This is a genomic window from Streptomyces sp. DSM 118878, assembly GCF_052936595.1.
Window position 1 is genome coordinate 3,043,455 of the sequence record NZ_CP193622.1, and the last position, 18,511, is coordinate 3,061,965.

At 71.9% G+C, this 18,511-nt stretch carries 13 protein-coding genes and 3 tRNA genes; 7 read left to right on the forward strand and 9 right to left on the reverse strand.

What is annotated here, in order from left to right; all coding sequences use genetic code 11:
• Window positions 1-385: 385 nt before the first annotated feature.
• The 3 genes from ACRAKF_RS13395 to ACRAKF_RS13405 form a co-directional block, all read right to left on the reverse strand.
• Window positions 386-462, reverse strand: a tRNA-Ile gene (locus ACRAKF_RS13395).
• A 175-nt stretch (window positions 463-637) separates the two neighbouring features.
• A tRNA-Asn gene (locus ACRAKF_RS13400) sits at window positions 638-710 on the reverse strand.
• Between the two features lie 5 nt (window positions 711-715).
• Window positions 716-788 (reverse strand) — tRNA-Asn (locus tag ACRAKF_RS13405).
• 215 nt (window positions 789-1,003) lie between these two features.
• Here ACRAKF_RS13405 and ACRAKF_RS13410 point away from each other — a divergent pair.
• The 4 genes from ACRAKF_RS13410 to ACRAKF_RS13425 all read left to right on the forward strand — a co-directional run bounded on the left by ACRAKF_RS13410 (window position 1,004) and on the right by ACRAKF_RS13425 (window position 6,648).
• Complete coding sequence (locus ACRAKF_RS13410; RefSeq protein ID WP_447037271.1) at window positions 1,004-1,303, forward strand: YtxH domain-containing protein; 300 nt, start codon at window positions 1,004-1,006, stop codon at window positions 1,301-1,303.
• A 99-nt stretch (window positions 1,304-1,402) separates the two neighbouring features.
• A complete protein-coding gene (locus ACRAKF_RS13415; RefSeq protein ID WP_447037272.1) occupies window positions 1,403-2,833 on the forward strand; it encodes an FGGY family carbohydrate kinase in 1,431 nt (476 codons plus the stop codon).
• A 159-nt stretch (window positions 2,834-2,992) separates the two neighbouring features.
• Window positions 2,993-4,726, forward strand: coding sequence for an ABC transporter ATP-binding protein (locus tag ACRAKF_RS13420; RefSeq protein ID WP_447037273.1), 1,734 nt, complete (start codon window positions 2,993-2,995; stop codon window positions 4,724-4,726).
• Window positions 4,727-4,749: 23 nt separating this feature from the next.
• Window positions 4,750-6,648 carry an ABC transporter ATP-binding protein gene (locus tag ACRAKF_RS13425; protein WP_447037274.1) on the forward strand — a complete coding sequence of 633 codons (1,899 nt, stop codon included), beginning with the start codon at window positions 4,750-4,752 and terminating at the stop codon, window positions 6,646-6,648.
• A gap of 2 nt (window positions 6,649-6,650) precedes the next feature.
• Here the strand turns inward: ACRAKF_RS13425 and ACRAKF_RS13430 are convergent, their stop codons facing one another.
• The 5 genes from ACRAKF_RS13430 to ACRAKF_RS13450 form a co-directional block, all read right to left on the reverse strand.
• A complete protein-coding gene (locus tag ACRAKF_RS13430) occupies window positions 6,651-7,970 on the reverse strand; it encodes an RNA polymerase sigma factor (RefSeq protein ID WP_447037276.1) in 1,320 nt (439 codons plus the stop codon).
• Window positions 7,971-8,088: 118 nt separating this feature from the next.
• On the reverse strand, window positions 8,089-9,987 hold the full coding sequence (gene dnaG, locus ACRAKF_RS13435; RefSeq protein WP_447037277.1) for a DNA primase: 1,899 nt from the start codon (window positions 9,985-9,987) through the stop codon (window positions 8,089-8,091).
• 43 nt (window positions 9,988-10,030) lie between these two features.
• Window positions 10,031-11,293, reverse strand: a complete 1,263-nt coding sequence (locus tag ACRAKF_RS13440) for an NAD(P)/FAD-dependent oxidoreductase (RefSeq protein ID WP_447037278.1) — start codon at window positions 11,291-11,293, stop codon at window positions 10,031-10,033.
• Between the two features lie 165 nt (window positions 11,294-11,458).
• Window positions 11,459-12,811 carry a deoxyguanosinetriphosphate triphosphohydrolase gene (locus ACRAKF_RS13445; protein WP_447037279.1) on the reverse strand — a complete coding sequence of 451 codons (1,353 nt, stop codon included), beginning with the start codon at window positions 12,809-12,811 and terminating at the stop codon, window positions 11,459-11,461.
• Between the two features lie 48 nt (window positions 12,812-12,859).
• Complete coding sequence (locus ACRAKF_RS13450) at window positions 12,860-13,807, reverse strand: sirohydrochlorin chelatase (protein ID WP_447037280.1); 948 nt, start codon at window positions 13,805-13,807, stop codon at window positions 12,860-12,862.
• Window positions 13,808-14,048: 241 nt separating this feature from the next.
• Between ACRAKF_RS13450 and ACRAKF_RS13455 the strand changes: the two genes are divergently transcribed.
• Together ACRAKF_RS13455 and ACRAKF_RS13460 are read left to right on the forward strand one after the other, a co-directional pair.
• On the forward strand, window positions 14,049-14,894 hold the full coding sequence (locus ACRAKF_RS13455; RefSeq protein ID WP_447037282.1) for a SanA/YdcF family protein: 846 nt from the start codon (window positions 14,049-14,051) through the stop codon (window positions 14,892-14,894).
• A 107-nt stretch (window positions 14,895-15,001) separates the two neighbouring features.
• Window positions 15,002-17,158, forward strand: a complete 2,157-nt coding sequence (locus tag ACRAKF_RS13460; RefSeq protein WP_447037283.1) for a molybdopterin oxidoreductase family protein — start codon at window positions 15,002-15,004, stop codon at window positions 17,156-17,158.
• An 18-nt stretch (window positions 17,159-17,176) separates the two neighbouring features.
• On the opposite strand, the gene cutA is transcribed toward ACRAKF_RS13460, so the two are convergent.
• Window positions 17,177-17,563 carry a divalent-cation tolerance protein CutA gene (gene cutA, locus ACRAKF_RS13465; RefSeq protein ID WP_447037284.1) on the reverse strand — a complete coding sequence of 129 codons (387 nt, stop codon included), beginning with the start codon at window positions 17,561-17,563 and terminating at the stop codon, window positions 17,177-17,179.
• Window positions 17,564-17,632: 69 nt separating this feature from the next.
• On the opposite strand from cutA, the gene ACRAKF_RS13470 reads away from it, so the two are divergent.
• The gene (locus ACRAKF_RS13470) at window positions 17,633-18,430 is read left to right on the forward strand and encodes an aminotransferase class IV (RefSeq protein ID WP_447037285.1); all 798 of its coding nucleotides are present in this window, start codon (window positions 17,633-17,635) and stop codon (window positions 18,428-18,430) included.
• Window positions 18,431-18,511: the final 81 nt, after the last annotated feature.

Here is an 18,511-nt window from a genome sequence, read left to right on the forward strand (position 1 = left end):
TCCTGCGCCTTGCCGCACGGCTTCGTCTGTTCCACACGTGGTGCAGACGAAGACCTCGCGGTCAGTGGTCAGGCGGGAACGCGCCGGCCGTTCACGCGATGGCCTGCCGCGCGAGGGCACGCGGAGCGTCGGCCGCTTCGACGCGAAGGTGAAGTCCCGGGGCTGTAGTGCCGTCACCTCACCCCACCGGAAGCCGGTCCCGACGAACCCCTCCCACTTGACCCACCCCGGCGGCCATTGCTGTCCGTGACCGTTGCCCAGGTCACGGAAGCGCTTCGCCGCCATGGAGAAATCGTACGGGGCTTCGGTGTGGCGTTTGTGTGGCGAACGCAGCGCCCGCGCTAGCGTGAAACCTACGTTCTCGCAGGTCACGACGTTTCTGCTGTGGTGGGGCGGGTGGGACTCGAACCCACGGCCGACGGATTATGAGTCCGCTGCTCTAACCGGCTGAGCTACCGCCCCTAACGGCGCGTCGCGCACATTTGTGCGCGCCGTCTGCCGCAGCATAGCCGCTCATACGATCTCCTGCTTCGGATGGTCGGCATAGCTCGACCATGAGGACCGCCGGGCCGCCCGCATGGTTCCACCAGGCACGAAAAAGACCCCTGAGGGGTATCTCAGAGGTCTTTCCGTACAGCTCTCCCGACTGGACTCGAACCAGTAACCTGCCGGTTAACAGCCGGCTGCTCTGCCAATTGAGCTACAGGAGACCGAGCTCCCCCGACTGGACTCGAACCAGTAACCTGCCGGTTAACAGCCGGCTGCTCTGCCAATTGAGCTACAGGGGATCGTCTCGTGTGCATCGAACGCACCGGCCTGGGAACTCTCCGGGCGGCGGACGTCCGCTGCGACACATACATTAGCGCAAGCAGGGGGGTGCTCCGCCAATCGGTATCCCTCGGCCCGTCAGCGGACGAGAGACGGACGGGCGACGGGCCAGCGACAGACGCGCGACAGACGTGCGACAGACATGCGACGCCGACGCAAGGAAAGGGTGGCTGCCATGCGATACCGGCTCACATTCGTGGTGGGACTGGCCCTCGGGTACGTGCTCGGAACCCGGGCCGGACGTGAGCGCTACGAGCAACTGAAGAAGTCGGCCCGCGAGATCTCGCAGAACCCGGCCGTGCGCAACACGGTCGAGTCGGCGACCCAGCAGGGCCGCGAGGTGGCGGGCAAGGCCTTCAGCACCGTCTCCGACCGGGTCGGGGACCGGATGCCCGACTCGATGGCCGAGCGGGTGCGGTCCCTGCGCGAGAAGAACCAGGGCGCCGAGGACGACTGGGGCACGAGCAACACCTAGCACCGGGCGGGACCGCCGGAACGCCCGGCGGGACCGCCGTAGCGCCCGGCGGGACCGCTGGGGTCGGGTCCCGTTCGGCGGTGCGGCAGAATTCCAGGCATGGGGATAGTCGCAGGGTTGGACAGTTCGCCGGATTCCACGCGCATCGTGGTCTGTGACACGGACACGGGCGCCGTACTCAAGCAGGGCTACGCCCGGCATCCGCAGGAGAGCCCCGAGGGCGGGGGGCGGCCGGTCGACATCGATCCGCAGGCCTGGCTGCTCTCCCTCGGCGAGGCCGCGGGCGGCGGGCTGCTCGAAGGCGTGCAGGCGATCGGCGTCTGCGCGCAGCAGAACGCGCTCGTGCCGCTCGACGGCCACGGCAACACCGTGCGCCCCGCGCTCGTCGGCAACGACCGGCGGGCGCAGGTGGCCGCCGTCGACCTGATCGACGGGCTCGGCGGCCGCGAGGCCTGGGCGCAGGCCGTCGGGTGCGTGCCGCAGGCCGCGCAGCCGGTGACGAAGCTGCGCTGGCTGGCGCGGACGGAGCCGGAGGCTGCGCGCCACGTGGCCGCCCTCATGCAGGCCCCCGACTGGCTGGTGTGGCAGCTCCTGGGCAGGCCGTCCCGGCGTACGACCGACCGCGGCGGGGCCTCCGGCACCGGCTACTGGTCGGCGGCGACCGGCTCGTACCGCCCCGACCTCGTCGAGCTGGCCCTCGGGCACCAGGCGATGCTGCCCGAGGTGATCGGCCCCGCCGAGCCCGCGGGGACGACGCCCGAGGGGCTGCTGATCTCGGCGGGGACCGGTGAGACCATGGCCGCCGCCTTCGGGCTCGGGGTGCGGCAGGGGGACGCCGTGGTGTCGCTCGGGGCCTCGGGGTCGGTGATGGCGGTGCACCACGAGGCGCTGGCCGACGCGAGCGGGATGATCACCGCCCTCGCGGACGCCACCGGGCTGCATCTGCCGGTGGTCCACACGATGAACGCCGTACGGGTGCTGCGCGGCACCGCCGAGATGCTCGGCGTGTCGGATCTGGACGAGCTGTCCTCGCTCGCCCTGAAGTCGACGCCGGGCGCCCACGGGCTCGTCCTCCTGCCGTATCTGGAGGGCGAGCGCACGCCCCAGTTGCCGCACGCCGCGGGGACGCTGACCGGGCTGCGGCGCGAGTCGATGAAGCCCGAGCACCTGGCGCGGGCCGCCTTCGAGGGCATGCTCTGCGGGCTCGGTGACGCGCTCGACGTGCTGCGGGGGCGCGGCGTGGAGGTCCGGCGGGTCTTCCTGCTCGGTGCCGCCGCCGAGCTGCCGGCCGTGCAGGCGGCGGCCCCGATGCTCTTCGGCACGCAGGTCGTCGTGCCGCAGCCCGCGGAGTACGCCGCGATCGGTGCCGCGCGCCAGGCCGCGTGGGCGCTCTCCGGGCAGCTCCCGCACTGGCAGGGCGCCGCGGCGCAGATCTTCGAGCCGGGCGAGGAGCTCGCCGTGGGACAGGCCGTGCGACAGCAGTACGCGACCGTACGGGAACAGACCCACCCCGGAGCGTTCTCCGCCTGACGGGTCGCGGGGGAACATCCTTCATTCGGCCCACTTCTTTACCCGGGCTGATTTTTGACCCGGTCATGGGTTAATCGGTTGCACGCCGACAGGTCGGGTGGCGCAGGATAGGGGCGACCTCGCCAACTTGCCGCCACCCGACCCGTCGAGAGACCGAGCGTGCTCATAAGACTCCTGCGGACATACCTGCGTCCGTACAAGAAACCGATCGCCTTGCTGGTGCTCCTGCAGTTCCTGCAGACCTGCGCCTCGCTCTACCTCCCCACCCTCAACGCCGACATCATCGACAACGGTGTCGTCCAGGGGGACACGGGTTACATCCTCGGCTTCGGCGGCGTCATGATCGCCGTCACCGTCGTGCAGATGATCTGCAACATCGGCGCCGTCTTCTACGGCGCGCGGACCGCCGCCGCCCTCGGGCGCGACGTGCGGGCCGCCGTGTTCGACCGCGTGCAGTCGTTCTCCGCGCGCGAGATGGGCACGTTCGGCGCCCCGACGCTGATCACCCGGACCACCAACGACGTCCAGCAGGTGCAGATGCTGGCCCTGATGTCGTTCACGCTGATGGTCTCCGCGCCCATCATGTGCGTCGGCGGCATCGTGATGGCGCTCGGCCAGGACGTGCCGCTCTCCGGCGTCCTCGTCGCCGTCGTACCCGTGCTCGGCATCAGCGTCAGCCTGATCGTGCGGCGCCTTCGTCCGCTGTTCCGCACCATGCAGGAGCGGCTCGACACGGTGAACCGCGTGCTGCGCGAGCAGATCACCGGCAACCGCGTCATCCGCGCCTTCGTCCGCGACGCCTACGAGAAGGACCGCTTCCGCGGGGCCAACGCCGACCTGACCGAGGTCTCGCTCGGCACCGGCAAGCTGCTCGCCCTGATGTTCCCGATCGTCATGACCGTCGTGAACATCTCCTCCATCGCGGTGGTGTGGTTCGGCGCCCACCGCATCGACGACGGCGGCATGCAGATCGGCGCGCTCACCGCGTTCCTCGCCTATCTCATGCAGATCGTGATGTCCGTGATGATGGCCACCTTCATGTTCATGATGGTGCCCCGCGCGGAGGTCTGTGCCGAGCGCATCGAGGAGGTCCTGGACACCGAGAGCAGCGTGGTGCCCCCGGCCGCCCCGGTGCGCGAACTGCGCAGCCACGGCCATCTGGAGCTCCGGTCCGCGGGCTTCCGCTACCCGGGCGCCGAGGAACCCGTGCTGAAGGCCGTCGACCTCGTGGCGCGGCCCGGCGAGACCACCGCCGTGATCGGCTCGACCGGCAGCGGCAAGTCGACGCTGCTCAGCCTCGTGCCGCGGCTCATCGACGCCACCGACGGGCAGGTCCTCGTCGGCGGCGTGGACGTGGGCACCGTCGAGCCCGCGCTGCTCGCGAAGACGGTCAGCCTCGTCCCGCAGAAGCCGTACCTCTTCGCGGGTACGGTCGCCACCAACCTCCGCTACGGCAACCCGGACGCCACGGACGACGAGCTCTGGCACGCCCTGGAGGTCGCGCAGGCCAAGGAGTTCGTGCAAGGCCTGGAGGAGGGGCTCGACGCGCCGATCTCGCAGGGCGGCACCAATGTCTCCGGGGGCCAGCGCCAGCGCCTGTCCATCGCGCGCACGCTGGTGCAGCGCCCGGAGATCTATCTCTTCGACGACTCGTTCTCTGCCCTCGACTACGCCACCGACGCGGCGCTGCGCGGCGCCCTGGCCGCGGAGACGGCCGAGGCGACCGTCGTCATCGTCGCCCAGCGCGTCTCCACCATCAGGGACGCCGACCGCATCGTGGTCCTCGACGAGGGCCGCGTCGTGGGCACGGGCCGCCACCACGAGCTGATGGAGAGCAACGAGACCTACCGGGAGATCGTGCTCTCCCAGCTGACGGAAGCGGAGGCCGCGTAATGCCCCCTGGCATAGGTGGACCGATGATGGGGCCGGACTCCCGGTCCATGGACTTCAAGAACTCCGGCAAGCGGCTGCTCACGCAGTTCAAGCCGGAGCGCACCACGATGTACGGGATGCTCGTGGCCGTGGTGCTGAGCGTCGCGCTCTCCGTGGTCGGCCCGAAGATCCTCGGCAAGGCGACCGACCTGCTCTTCGCGGGCATCGTCGGCCGTGACATGCCCGACGACCTGACGAAGGAACAGGCCATCGAGGGCATGCGCGACAAGGGTGACGGCGGCGTGGCCGACATGCTCACCGGCGTCGACTTCACGCCGGGCGAGGGCATCGACTTCGGCGCGGTCGGCGAGGTCCTGCTGCTCGCGCTCGGCACGTTCCTCGTGGCGGGCCTGCTGATGACCGTCGGCACGAGGCTCTCCAACCTCGCCATCAACAGGACCGTCTTCCGGATGCGCGGCGACGTTCAGGCGAAGCTGTCGCGGCTCCCGCTGTCGTACTTCGACAAGCGGCAGCGCGGCGAGGTCCTGAGCCGCGCCACGAACGACCTCGACAACATCAACCAGACGCTCCAGCAGACGATGGGCCAGCTCGTCAACTCGCTGCTGACCGTCATCGGCGTACTCGTGATGATGTTCTGGGTGTCGCCGCTGCTCGCGCTGGTGGCGCTGATCACCGTGCCGCTGTCGTTCTTCGTGGCGACGAAGGTCGGCAAGCGGTCGCAGCCGCAGTTCGTGCAGCAGTGGAAGACCACCGGCAAGCTGAACGCGCACATCGAGGAGATGTACACCGGGCACGCCCTGGTGAAGGTGTTCGGCCGGCAGGAGGAGTCCGCGAAGGCGTTCGCCGAGCAGAACGACGAGCTGTACGAGGCCGGGTTCAAGGCGCAGTTCAACAGCGGTGTCATGCAGCCGCTGATGTTCTTCGTCTCCAACCTGAACTACGTGATGGTCGCCGTGGTCGGCGGCCTCAGGGTCGCGTCCGGCTCGCTGTCCATCGGCGACGTGCAGGCGTTCATCCAGTACTCGCGGCAGTTCTCGATGCCGCTCACCCAGGTCGCCTCGATGGCGAACCTCGTGCAGTCCGGTGTCGCGTCGGCCGAGCGGGTCTTCGAGATCCTCGACGCCGAGGAGCAGGAGGCCGACCCGGTACCGGGCGAGCGCCCCGACCGACTGCGCGGCCGGGTCGGGATGGAGCACGTGTCCTTCCGCTACGACAAGGACAAGCCGCTCATCGAGGACCTGTCGCTGGCCGTGGAGCCCGGCCACACGGTCGCCATCGTCGGCCCGACGGGCGCGGGCAAGACCACGCTGGTCAACCTGCTCATGCGGTTCTACGAGGTCACCGGGGGGCGCATCACCCTGGACGGCGTCGACATCGCGAGGATGTCGCGCGACGAACTGCGCTCCGGGGTCGGCATGGTGCTCCAGGACACCTGGCTGTTCGGCGGCACCATCGCGGAGAACATCGCGTACGGCGCGGCGAAGGACGTCACGCGCGAGCAGATAGAGGAGGCGGCGCGCGCCGCCCACGCCGACCGTTTCGTGCGGACGCTGCCCGAGGGGTACGACACCGTCATCGACGACGACGGCACGGGGGTGAGCGCGGGCGAGAAGCAGCTCATCACCATCGCCAGGGCGTTCTTGTCCGATCCGGTGATCCTGGTGCTCGACGAGGCGACCAGCTCCGTCGACACCCGGACGGAGGTGCTGATCCAGAAGGCCATGGCCCGGCTCGCGCACGGACGCACGTCCTTCGTCATCGCGCACCGGCTCTCGACGATCCGTGACGCGGACACGATCCTGGTCATGGAGAACGGGGCCATCGTGGAGCAGGGCACGCACGACGTGCTCCTGGCCGCCGACGGGGCGTACGCCCGGCTGTACGCGGCGCAGTTCGCCCAGGCGGTGGCGGAGGTGGACTGAGGTCAGTCCAGGTAGCCCCGCAGCTGGTCCGCGAAGGCGTGGTCCCGCAGCTTGTTGAGGGTCTTCGACTCGATCTGGCGGATGCGTTCGCGTGTCACGCCGAAGATGCGGCCGATCTCCTCCAGGGTGCGGGGCCTGCCGTCCGCGAGGCCGTAGCGGAGCTGGACGACCTTGCGTTCGCGTTCGCCGAGGGTGGAGAGGACGGCCTCCAGGTGCTCCCTGAGCAGGAGGAACGCCGCCGACTCCACGGGGGACGTCGCGTCGCCGTCCTCGATGAGGTCACCGAGCGCGACGTCGTCCTCCTCCCCCACCGGGGCGTGCAGCGAGACCGGTTCCTGCGCGAGGCGGAGCACCTCGCTGACGCGCTCGGGCAGCAGGTCGAGCTGGGCGGCCACTTCCTCGGGCGTGGGTTCGTACCCGCGCTCCTGGAGCATCCGCCGCTGGACGCGCACGACGCGGTTGATGAGCTCCACCACGTGTACGGGCACCCGGATCGTGCGGGCCTGGTCCGCGAGCGCGCGGGACATGGCCTGACGGATCCACCAGGTGGCGTACGTGGAGAACTTGTACCCCCGGGCGTAGTCGAACTTCTCGACGGCCCTGATCAGGCCGAGGTTGCCCTCCTGGACGAGGTCGAGCATGGTCAGGCCGCGACCCACGTAGCGCTTGGCGACGGAGACGACCAGGCGCAGGTTCGCCTCGATGAGGCGGCGCTTGGCCATGCGGCCCATGACGACCAGCTTGTCGAGGTCCAGGGCGAGCTGCGAGTCCAGGTCGGGGGCGTTGATCAGCTTCTCCTCGGCGAAGAGGCCGGCCTCCACACCGCGGGCGAGCTCGACCTCCTCCGCCGCGGTGAGCAGCGGGATGCGTCCGATCTCGCGCAGGTACTGGCGGAACAGGTCTGACGAGGGACCGCCCGTGTCGGCGCGGCCACGGGGGACGGGCACGTCGACGGTCTCGGGTTCGAGGGCGTCGGGGGTGTCGGGGGCGTCCCGCGGGTCCGGTGCCTCGGCGGCCTCCGCCGCTTCGGGAGTCTCGGTCGTGTCGCGCGGCGGGGCGGATTCGGGGTGCCCGGCGGCCCGTTTCTGCGCGGGCACCGCCTCCAGGACGTCCGCGTCCGCGGCAGTGCGCGCGGCGGTGTCGGTCTGGGTGAGGGTCTGGGTCTGCACGGGGGCGACCTCCAGGGTGATCGCAGCTGAGGCGTGCGGCAACGGAAGAGGGACGGCGGCCTTGCCGCTGTCCGTCCCGGACACGATGTGTGGAACCGCGGGGGTGTCGGGCCCGCTGTGTGCGGGCCGGCCGCGCTCCGAGGACTCAGGCACCGGAACCCAGTGTGGGGCACGACACACGGCCGCCACGAGGGGCGTGCGGGGACTTTCTGAGTCCGGTCCGTGACCGCGTGGTTACCGGACGGGTAACCCGTGAGCCGGGGTCACACCTCTAAAGTGCGTCGGCTCCGCGGTCGCGCAGCGCCTGGGCGTACTGCTGGAGGACCCACAATTCGTTCTGCACGGCGATCAGTTGCTGGGGGTCGCCGCCCGCGCCGAGCCGGGCGAGGCTGCCCTGGACGTCCCGGATGCGGCGGTCGACGGCGCGCAGCCGCACCTGGACGAGCTGCACGCCCGCGTAGTTCTCGTCGACGGTCTTGCGCATGATGGCCTCGACGGCGAGCTCGGTGACCATGCGGCGCACCGTGTCGTCGGGGGCCGCGTCGAGCACCCGCGCGAGGTAGTCCTGCGGCTCGGCGATGCCCGCCTCGGCGCCGCCCGCCTCCTCGACGCACTGGCGCACCGCGGCGTAGGGCGGGGCGGTGAACTCGTCCACTCCGTACGCGTCGAAGGCCGGGGAGACCAGCTCCGGGCGCTGGAGCGCCAGCTTGAGCAGCTCACGCTCCGTGCGGTGGGCGGGGCTGCGCAGGGTGAGCGCGGGGCCGCTGGGCGCGGGCGGGCCCTGTGCGTACGTCTGCTGGGGCCTGCCCTGGGGCTGGGCGGGGCCCCTGCCGCCGCGGTCGCGGGCCCAACGGGCGAGCTGGGACACGCGCTTGACGACGAACTGGGTGTCGAGGATGCCGAGCATGCCGGCGAGCTGGACGGCCACCTCGTGCTGCGCGCCGCTGTTCTTGATGCGGGCCACGACGGGCCCCGCCTCGTCCAGGGCGGCGGCGCGGCCCGCCGGGGTCTCCAGGTCGTACCGCCCGACGATCTGGCGCAGGGCGAACTCGAAGAGCGGCGTGCGCGGCTCGACGAGGTCGGCGACCGCCTCGTCGCCCTTGGCCAGGCGCAGGTCGCAGGGGTCCATGCCGTCGGGCGCGATGGCGATGTAGGTCTCGGCGGCGAACTTCTGGTCGTCCTCGAAGGCGCGCAGGGCGGCCTTCTGGCCCGCCGCGTCACCGTCGAAGGTGAAGATCACCCGGGCGCTTCCGTTGTCCATCAGGAGGCGGCGGAGGATCTTGATGTGGTCGCCGCCGAAGGCCGTGCCGCAGGTCGCGATGGCGGTCGTGACGCCCGCGAGGTGGCAGGCCATGACGTCCGTGTACCCCTCGACGACGACCGCGCGGGACGTCTTCGCGATCTCCTTCTTGGCCAGGTCGACGCCGTACAGGACCTGGCCCTTCTTGTAGATCGGCGTCTCGGGCGTGTTGAGGTACTTCGGGCCGTTGTCGTCGTCGCGCAGCTTACGGGCGCCGAAGCCGACGACCTCGCCGCCGATGTCGCGGATCGGCCACATCAGACGGCCGCGGAAGCGGTCGATGGGGCCGCGGCGCCCTTCCTGGGAGATGCCGGAGAGGGTCAGCTCCTTGTCGGTGAAGCCCTTGCCGCGCAGGAAGCGGGTGAGGTGGTCCCAGCCCGCGGGGCTGTACCCCACGCCGAAGTGCGCCGCCGCGGCCTGGTCGAAGCCGCGCTCGGCGAGGAACTTCCGGCCGATCTCGGCCTCGGGGCTCTCCAGCTGTTCCACGTAGAACTGGGCGGCCACCTTGTGGGCCTCCACCAGGCGGATGCGCTCGCCGCGCTGGTGGCTGGGGTTGTACCCGCCCTCCTCGTACCGCAGGGTGATGCCCGCCTTGGCGGCGAGGCGCTCGACCGTCTCCGAGAACGTGAGGTGGTCGATCTTCATCACGAAGGCGATCGTGTCGCCGCCTTCCTGGCAGCCGAAGCAGTGGAAGAGACCCTTGCTCGGGCTGACCTGGAAGGACGGGGACTTCTCGTCGTGGAAGGGGCACAGGCCCTTGAGGTTTCCGCCGCCGGCGTTGCGCAGCTGGAGATAGTCGGAGACCACGGCGTCGATCGGGACCGCGTCCCGAACCGCCTTCACGTCCTCGTCATTGATCCTGCCTGCCACGTAGGAATACTACGGCCCGCCTGTGACACTCCCGCCCGGACCGTCACGCGGTCAGCGACGCCAGGGAGGTGCCGGGGTCCGCGAGGGCGTTCAGGTCGGGCCGTGCGCCGGAGTGGATCAGCTTCTGGATGGTCTCCGTGACGTCCCACACATTGACGTTCATCCCGGCGAGCACCCGGCCCTCGCGCAGCCAGAAGGCGATGAACTCCCGCTTGCCGGCGTCACCGCGCACCACCACCTGGTCGTACGAGCCCGGGGGCGCCCACCCCGAGTACTCCAGGCCCACGTCGTACTGGTCGGAGAAGAAGTAGGGCACCCGGTCGTACGCGACGTCCCTGCCGAGCATCGCGCGGGCCGCGGCGGGACCGCCGTTCAGGGCGTTCGCCCAGTGCTCCACGCGCAGCCTCGTGCCGAAGAGGGGGTGCTCGGCGGCCGCCACGTCACCGGCCGCGAAGATGTCGGGGTCGGAGGTGCGGAACGAGCCGTCGACCGCGATGCCGCCACCCTCCGCGCGCCCGGCCAGGGCGAGGCCAGCGGCCTCGGCGAGGGCCGTGCGCGGGGCCGCGCCGATCGCGGCGAGGACGTCGTGCGCGGGGTGCTCCTCGCCGTCGTCCGTACGGGCCGCGAGGACCATGCCGTCCTGGCCGACGATCTCGGTGAGGCTCGCGCCGAAGTGGAAGCGGACGCCGTGCTCGGCGTGCAGGTCCGCGAACATCTGGCCCACCTCGGGGCCGAGGACGGCGTGCAGCGGCGTGGCCTCGCGCTCGACGACGGTCACCTCGGCGCCGTACTCCCTGGCGGCCGCCGCGATCTCCAGGCCGATCCAGCCGGCCCCCGCGATCACCAGGTGGCCGTTGTCGCGGCCGAGGGCCGTGAGGACCTGCCGGAGGCGGTCGGCGTGGGCGAGGCGGCGCAGGTGGTGCACGCCCGCGAGGCCCGTGCCGGGGACGTCGAGGCGCCGCGGCTCGGCTCCGGTGGCGAGCAGCAGCTTGTCGTAGTGGATGACCGTGCCGTCGCCCAGGCGCACGCTCCTCGCCTCGCGGTCGACGGCGACCACGGGCTGCCCCAGGTGCAGCTCGACGTCGGCCTGCGCGTACCACCCCGGTTCGTGGACGAAGACGCTGTCGCGCTCCTCCTTGCCGAGGAGGTAGCCCTTGGACAGGGGCGGGCGCTCGTAGGGGTGGTCACGCTCGTCGCCGACGAGGATCACCCGGCCGGTGAAACCCTCGGAACGGAGAGTCTCGGCCGCCTTGGCGCCGGCCAGACCTCCTCCCACAATGACGAACGTCTGATGCGCGTCGACCACTTGATGCCTCCTCGCCGGGGGACCGGGGTGTACCCGGTGAAAACTAATCTGAACGCCGGAACGCTGTCTGACATGCCAGAGGAGCGTCCCGCACAGAGGGTGATGGGGGAAGGGGGCGCGAAGCCTGGTGGCCACATTCCGTCACACCCCGTGGTCACTCCTTGATCACTGAGCGTGGCCGCGCAGGTGTCTCGACGTCATCCGGACATGCAGCGCGCGGGCCGCCGCGTCGGTCAGGGACGCGATCTGGTCGACCACCACGCGCTGCGCCGCGCGGTCGTCGGACGCCGTCTCGTACAGCGCGCGGAACTGCGGGTCGAGCCCGTCGGGCGCGCGCGTCATCAGCGCGTCGGCCAGCTCGGCGACCACGATGCGCTGGTCCGCGCGGAGCCGCTCCTGCGCGGGGCGCTGCATCACGTAGCGGTCGGCGACGGCCTTGAGCACCGCGCACTCGTGCCGCGCCTCGCGGGGGACGACGAGCTCGGCGGCGTACCTCGTGAGGGCCCCCCGGCCGTACGCCGCGCGCGTGGCGGCCTCCGCGGCCAGGCAGAAGCGGCCGATGAGCTGGCTGGTGGCGTCCTTCAGGCGGCCCTGGGCGACGGCCGTCCCGTCGTACCCGTGCGGCCACCACTCCTGCTCCAGGAGGCGGTCGAGGGCGTGGGCGAGCTCTTCGGGGTCGGTGTCCTCGGGTACGTACCGCCCGATCGCCACGGCGTAGACGTCCTGCCGCTCGGGCTCGGCGTGCAGCGCGTTCGGGTCGATGTGCCCCGCGTGCAGGCCGTCCTCGAAGTCGTGGACCGAGTACGCCACGTCGTCCGACCAGTCCATGATCTGCGCCTCGAAGCAGACGCGCTGCCCCGGGGCCTCCTTGCGGACCCAGTCGAAGACCGGGCGGTCGTCCTCATAGACCCCGAACTTCGAGGAGTCCGGGTCACTGGGGTGGCCGCCGCGCGGCCAGGGGTACTTGGTGGCGGCGTCGAGGGAGGCCCGGGTGAGGTTCAGACCGACGCTGACGAGGTCGCCGGTGGTCCCGGAGCGGACGAAGCGCTTCGGCTCGATGCGGGTGAGGAGCCGCAGCGACTGGGCGTTGCCCTCGAAGCCGCCGCAGTCGGCCGCCACCTCGTTCAGCGCCTGCTCGCCGTTGTGCCCGAAGGGCGGGTGGCCGAGGTCGTGCGAGAGGCAGGCGGTCTCCACCAGGTCGGGGTCGCTGCCCAGGGCGGCGCCCAGCTCGCGGCCGACCTGCGCGCACTCCAGGGAGTGCGTCAGACGCGTACGGGCGCTGGCGTCCCAGGCCTGGTTGCGCGTGCCGGGGGTGACGACCTGGGTCTTGCCCGCGAGGCGGCGCAGCGCGGAGGAGTGCAGCACGCGCGCGCGGTCGCGCTGGAAGGCCGTGCGCCCGGGACGCTTGTCGGGCTCGGCGGCCCACCGCTCGACGGCGGCCTCGTCGTACGCCTCGTAGGCGGACTCGTCGCACGCCTCGTAGGCGTCGTCTCGCGCGTTCGGTGCTGTGCCTTCCATGCGTCGACAGTAGACGCAAGCAGTGACAAAGGGGGCTCTGGCCCGTCGTCAGACGGCGGTCAGGCGGCGCTGTTCGGCCACCGGCGGGGCGCCGCACGCCTGGTCGTAACGGTGCAGTACGAGGCGGGCGAGGGCCGGGTGGGCGCCGAGCGGAGCCGCCGCGATCCAGGGCGCCGCGCCCGCGCTCTGGGCGGCGAAACGGCCGGGGGCGGTGAAGTAGGCGGCCACGGCGGCCCGGGTCCTGCCCTGCGCGGCCAGGGCCGCGAGCGCCTCCGGCACGGTACGGGCGCAGGCCGCGGTGGGCGCGGCGTAGGCGGGGACCACGGGGACACGCAGCCGTTCGGCGAGCAGTCCGGCCGCGGCTTCGGTGTCCGCGCCCGACTCCGGGTCCCGGGAGCCCGCCGCGGCGAGGACGACGGCATGGCGGCGGCGCGCGGCCGCGCCGAGCGGTCGCGGGGGCCAGCCCGCCTCGACGAGCCGGGTGTGCAGGGCCTCGGCGAGCAGCGGGTGCGGGCCGAGCGGGGCGGCGGCGCGGGTGTCCACGTGGGGCGCGCCCGCGGCGGCCGCAGGGATGTCGCGTTTGATGTGCTGGCCGCGGCCGAGGAGCAGCGGCACGAGCACGGCCCGGCCGCTCGCGTGCGCGGCGAGGGTGTCGGTGAGCAGCGGCTCGTTCAGCTCGATGTGGCCCAGGCGCACGGCGAGACCGGGGCGCTGCTCGCGGACCCGCTCGGCGAGTTCCTTCACGGTGGCGAGGGCGCGGGGGTCGCGGCTGCCGTGGGCGACCAGGACGAGGGTGGGGGCGGGGTGGGGTGGAGTGTGGGGTGCGGTGCGCGATGCGGTGCGGTGCCTGCCGTCGAGGGTGACGAGGCGGAGGCGGCTGCCGAGCCGGCTGTTGATGCGGTCCATGAGTTGCGCCGTAGTGTCGAGGTGGACGTCGGGGCGGGTGTCCGGGTGTGTGCTGCCGGGGTCGTCGCGCGGAGGGTTCGACGGCGTCATGGACCGAGGATGGCCGGAGCAGATTGCGGACGCGTTGCGCGCCGATGACGGCTGTTTTCGCGGGACTCACGGGTGGGGCGGGGCGGGCGTCAGGGATGGGGCGGGCCGGGCGTCAGGGGTGGGTCAGGGTTGTTTCAGGGCGGCGTCCGGGACGCGGGGCGCTGATTCCGTCGGCGGGGTCGCCTACGGTTGTGGCAGTGATCGGATCGGGGGAGATCCGGCGGGCACAGGGGCGGATCGCATGAAACGGTCGAGGTGGGGGCGGCGGTTGAGGCCGCCGGGTGAGGACGAAGGACGGGGCGGTTCGGCGCCGGGGCGGCTCGCGTCGCTGCGGGCCGCGGTGTCGCGGGGGACGGCCGCCGCCCGGCCCCAGTGGCTGCGACGGCGACTGCGACTCCGGGTGCGGTTGCGGTCGCGGTTGCGGTTGCGGTTGCCGCGCACGAGACGGGGACAGCGCAGAGCCTTCCGGGCGGTGGTGGTGCTGTGCGTGCTCGCGCTGACGCCGATGACGTGGCTGTTCGTGACGACGGACGGCGAGATAGGGACGGTCGCGGACGCGCCGAAGGAACGGGTCGCGGTGGTCTTCGGCGCCGGGCTGTGGAAGGGCGAGCCCTCGCCCTATCTGGCCCACCGCCTGGACGCGGCGGCGGAGCTGTATCGCGCGGGCAGGATAGAGGTCGTCCTCGTCACGGGCGACAACAGCCGCGAGGAGTACGACGAGCCGGACGCGATGCGGGCCTATCTGAAGAAGCACGGAGTGCCGGGACGGCGGATCGTGAGTGACTACGCAGGCTTCGACACCTGGGACTCCTGCGTCCGCGCCAAGAAGATCTTTGGCGTGAACCGGGCGGTGCTGATCAGTCAGGGCTTCCACATACGCAGGGCGGTCGCGCTGTGCGACGCGGCGGGCGTCTCGTCGTACGGCGTCGGGGTGGACGCCGACCACGACGCGACCTGGTACTACGGCGGCTCCCGGGAGGTCTTCGCGGCGGGCAAGGCCGCGCTCGACGCGGTGTTCAGGCCCGACCCGCACTTCCTGGGCCCGCGGGAGCCGGGCGTGGAGCGCGCGTTGGCCTCGCGGCGCTGAGGGCACATGGTCCTCACAGTGGGGGGCCGGCACGGCTGAGGTCGGCTTACCGCGTGCGTAACGCGACCGCGCGGAGGCGCGTAACAAGGTCGGCGCAGGCTGGCGGCATGCACTCCACGGCGACACCCCCGGCAACCGCGACACCGACGCACTGCCCGTACTGCGCGTTGCAGTGCGGGATGGGCCTGGCGGTGGGGCCCGGCGGGGGCGTGGAGGTCAAGGAGCGTGCGGGCTTCCCGGTGAACAGGGGCGCCCTGTGCGGCAAGGGACGTACGGCACCGGCCGTGCTCTCCTCGCGGGTGCGCCTGACCGAGCCCCTGATACGGGACCGCGCCACGGGCGAGCTCGCGCCGGCCACCTGGGAGGAGGCTCTGGACCGGATCGCCGACGAGCTGTCCCGCACGCGTACGGAACACGGCGCGGACGCCTGCGGAGTGTTCGGCGGCGGTGGGCTGACCAACGAGAAGGCGTACGCGCTGGGCAAGTTCGCGCGGGTGGCGCTCGGGACGTCGCAGATCGACTACAACGGACGGTTCTGCATGTCGTCGGCCGCGGCGGCCGGGCAGCGGGCGTTCGGGCTCGACCGGGGGCTGCCGTTCCCGCTGGAGGACATCCCCCGCACCGGGTGCGTGATCCTCGTCGGGTCGAACCTCGCGGAGACGATGCCGCCCGCGTTGCGGTACCTGACGGAGCTGCGGGAGAACGGCGGCACCCTGATCGTCGTGGACCCCCGGCGGACACGGACCGCGGAACAGGCCGATCTGCACCTGGCGCCGCGCCCCGGCACGGACCTCGCGCTCGCGCTCGGTCTGCTGCACCTGATCGTGGCGGAGGGCCGGACGGACGAGGCGTTCATCGCGGAGCGCACCAGTGGATGGGAGGAGGCACGGGCGGCGGTGATGGCGCACTGGCCCGAGCACGTCGAGCGGATCACCGGCGTGCCCGTGCCGCAACTGCGGGACGCCGCACGGCTCTTCTGCGGCGCCGAGACCTCGATGGTGCTCACCGCACGCGGTCCCGAGCAGCATTCCAAGGGCACGGACACCGTCGGGGCGTGGATCAACCTGTGCCTGGCCACGGGGCGCGCCGGGCGGCCGTTCTCCGGGTACGGCTGCCTGACCGGGCAGGGAAACGGCCAGGGCGGGCGGGAGCACGGGCAGAAGGCGGACCAACTGCCCGGGTACCGCAAGCTGACCGACCCGGCGGCGCGGGCCCATGTGGCGGAGGTCTGGGGCGTGACACCCGAGTCGCTGCCGGGGCCCGGCAGGTCGGCGTACGAACTGCTCGACGCGCTCGGCGGGGACATCAAGTCGCTGCTCCTGATGGGCTCCAACCCGGTCGTGTCGGCGCCGCGGGCGGCGCATGTGGAGGAGCGGCTGCGTTCGCTCGACTTCCTCGCGGTGGCCGACGTGGTCCTGTCGGAGACGGCCGAGCTGGCGGACGTGGTGCTGCCGGTGACGCAGTGGGCCGAGGAGACCGGCACGGTGACGAACCTGGAGGGCCGGGTCCTGCTGCGGCGCCGCGCGGTGTCCGCGCCCGCCGGGGTCCGCAGTGACCTGGAGGTCCTGCACGGCCTCGCGGCACGGCTCGGGCACGGGGAGAAGTTCCCCGCCGAACCGGAGGAGGTCTTCGAGGAGTTGCGCCGGGCGAGCGCGGGCGGACCGGCGGACTACTCGGGCATCTCCTACGAGCGGCTGACGGAGGACGAGGGAGAGGGACTGTTCTGGCCGTGCCCCGCGCAGGGCGGGGAGGACGGGGGCGGGAGCGGGAGCGGGTCGCCGCATCCCGGGACGCGGCGGCTGTTCCTGGACCGGTTCGCCACCGAGGACGGGCGGGCGCGGTTCGTGCCGGTGGTGCACCGGCCCGCGGCCGAGGAGCCGGACGCGGAGTATCCCGTGCTGCTCACCACGGGGCGGGTGCTCTCGCAGTATCAGTCGGGGGCGCAGACCCGGCGGGTCGACGAGCTCAACTCCGCCGCACCGGGGCCCTTCGTCGAGCTGCACCCACGCCTCGCGGCACGCCTTCGGATCGAGGACGGCGAGCCGGTAGCCGTCGTGTCGCGGCGTGGCCGCGCGGTGGCCCCGGCGCGGGTCACGTCGTCGATCCGCTCCGACACGGTGTTCATGCCGTTCCACTGGCCGGGCGAGGGGCGGGCCAACTCCCTGACGCACCCGGCCCTGGACCCGGTGTCACGGATGCCGGAGTTCAAGGTGTGCGCGGTACGACTCGAACGGGCTGAGGCCCCTACGGATGAAGACGGATGAGGAAGGGCGGCCTGGGGGTCACCCGGCGGTCTCCCGCGCCACCCACTCCAGGTAGGCCGCGCTCCCCCGCTCCACGGGCGTGGCGATGATCTCCGGGGTGTCGTAGTCGTGGGCTTCGGTGAGCCAGGCCTCCAGGGCGTCGTAGCGCGCGGCGGTCGTCTTGAGCAGGACCTGCCACTCTTGGGCGGTCTCTACGGCGCCTTCCCACCGGTACACGGACGTGACGGGGCCGGTGATCTGCGCACAGGCCGCGACCCGCGCCCGTACCGCACCGCTCGCCAGGTCCCGGGCCTTGTCCTCCGCGTCCGTGGTGGTCAGCACGGTCAGCACCGTCGGCGGGGCCGGTACGGTCGGCGTGGCCGGTTCGGTCGGCGTGGCCGGTTCGGTCAGGTCGTCAGCGTCCATACCGAGATTGTGCACGGGGGGTTCCCTGGGCGGGAAACGGCGGCTCGGGGTGTCTCGTAGCGTGGCCTCATGACAACCGCCGCGCTGGTGCAGCGCATTGAGATCGACGGCCGGCCCGCCACTGCCGCCGGGCTGCTCTGGCCGGCCCTCGCCAACCCCGGGCACTTCACCGCGATGCAGGTCAGAGACGGCAAGGTGCGCGGCATGGACCGGCATCTGGCGCGGCTGGACGCGGCGACGCGCGAGCTGTTCGGCGAGGCTCTGGAGGGGGAGCTGGTGCGCGGGCACCTCCGGCACATCCTGCGTGACGACATCGAGGACGCCTCCGTACGCGTACACGTCCATGCCCCGGGCGGGAAGCCGTCCGTGATGATCACCGTGCGGCCGCCGACCGTACTCGCGCGGACCATGGAGGGCCGGGCGCAGTCCCTGCTTTCGGTGCCGTACCTGCGGCCCTTCGCCCACATCAAGCACCTGGGCGGCTTCGGCCAGGCGCACTACGCCGAGCTGGCCCGGCGGGCGGGGTACGACAGCGCGCTGCTCACCGGTCCCGACGGGGAGATCAGCGAGGGCGCCGTCACGAACATCGGCTTCTTCGACGGGGTGAGCGTCGTCTGGCCGGACGCGCCGCACCTGTCCGGCATCACGATGCAGCTCGTGGAGGCGGGCCTGCCGGCCGCCGGGGTCCCCACCCGGCACGCCCGCGTCACCCTCGCGGACCTGCCGTCGTACGCGGCGGCCTTCGTCACCAACGCGTGGGGGGTCAGTCCGGTGCGGCGGATCGACGACATGGCGTACGGGGTCGACGAGAAGCTGATGGCGACGGTGGCCGGGGTCTACGAGGAGGTCCCCTGGGACACGGTCTGACCACACGGCCGGCGCGTCCGCCGCACGAGGACAATCCGGTGCGGAGTGAGGCAGAAGGCCCGTGCGCCCGCCGCAAGAGGA